This window comes from Frankia sp. CeRuru1 (assembly GCF_977966315.1).
Genome location: NZ_CDWWEW010000543.1, coordinates 1 through 837 on the forward strand (window position 1 = coordinate 1; position 837 = coordinate 837).

Here is an 837-nt window from a genome sequence, read left to right on the forward strand (position 1 = left end):
ATTAAGGACGGAGGGGGACCGGCGGCTGACACTCGCAGGCCAGCCGGGGCGTATCCCCCTCCGATGGCTGGCCAGGTTCCCCTGTCAGATGGCTGGCCAGGTTCCCCTGTCAGAAACCGAGGATGTCGACGGGGACGGGCGGGGCCGGGGTCACTGTCCGCGAGCGTGACCGGGGATCAGGCCGGGTCCCCGTCCAGGTGCCGGTACACCGTCGTCCGCCCCCGCCTGACCACGGCGGCGAGGCGGTCCACCGGCACCCCGCGCCGGCACGCCGCCTCCGCCGCGGCCGCGGCGAGCGCGGCGAGCTCGTCCAACGCGCGCTGCTCGTCACCGGTCGGGGTCCAGGTCGGGCGTCCAGGTCGGGGCGACATCTGGCCACCGTACCGAGTTTCCATCCCGAACCGGTACACGATCCCGCCATATTGACGTACCGTTTCAGTACACAAATCCGATCGGGAGGAATCATGGTGAGGCGATCATCGCCGCCGGTGCCGCGCCGGCGGGCACCCTCGCGGGCGGCCTGACTCAGTGGGCCGCCGCCCGCGCCACCCGACACCAGGCCGACCGCGCCGCCCGGCACAGCGCCGTGGCGGCCCTCGCCGCGGCGCTGGCCGACCACCGCCGCGCCATGTGGGTCCGCGAGGACGCCCGCCTCGCCGGCGCCGACCCCACCGAGCTCGCCGCACTACGCGCCGCCAGCCACACCACCCGCGCCGCCCTCACCATCCCGCTCACGTCGCTGTGCCTGACCGCGCCCTACCTCGCCGGCCCCGCCCGCGCCGCCACAGCCGCCACCTACGCCCTACGCCACGCCCCGGGCCGCGCCGAGCACACCGC

The 837-nt window shown here is 75.4% G+C and carries 1 protein-coding gene and 1 pseudogene; one reads left to right on the top strand and one right to left on the bottom strand.

Features of this window, described 5'->3' with window-relative positions:
* Positions 1 to 176 precede the first annotated feature (176 nt).
* Positions 177 to 371: a hypothetical protein gene (locus tag AC08OP_RS24070; RefSeq protein WP_476616260.1), complete on the bottom strand. Its 195-nt coding sequence runs from the start codon at positions 369 to 371 to the stop codon at positions 177 to 179.
* A 215-nt stretch (positions 372 to 586) separates the two neighbouring features.
* Between AC08OP_RS24070 and AC08OP_RS24075 the strand changes: the two are divergent.
* Positions 587 to 837: pseudogene (locus AC08OP_RS24075) on the top strand (protein kilB); the annotation flags it as partial.

Coding starts and splice junctions, on each gene's coding strand:
- AC08OP_RS24070 (WP_476616260.1), bottom strand. CDS start 371: ATGTCGCCCCGACCTGGACGCCCGACCTGGACCCCGACCGGTGACGAG.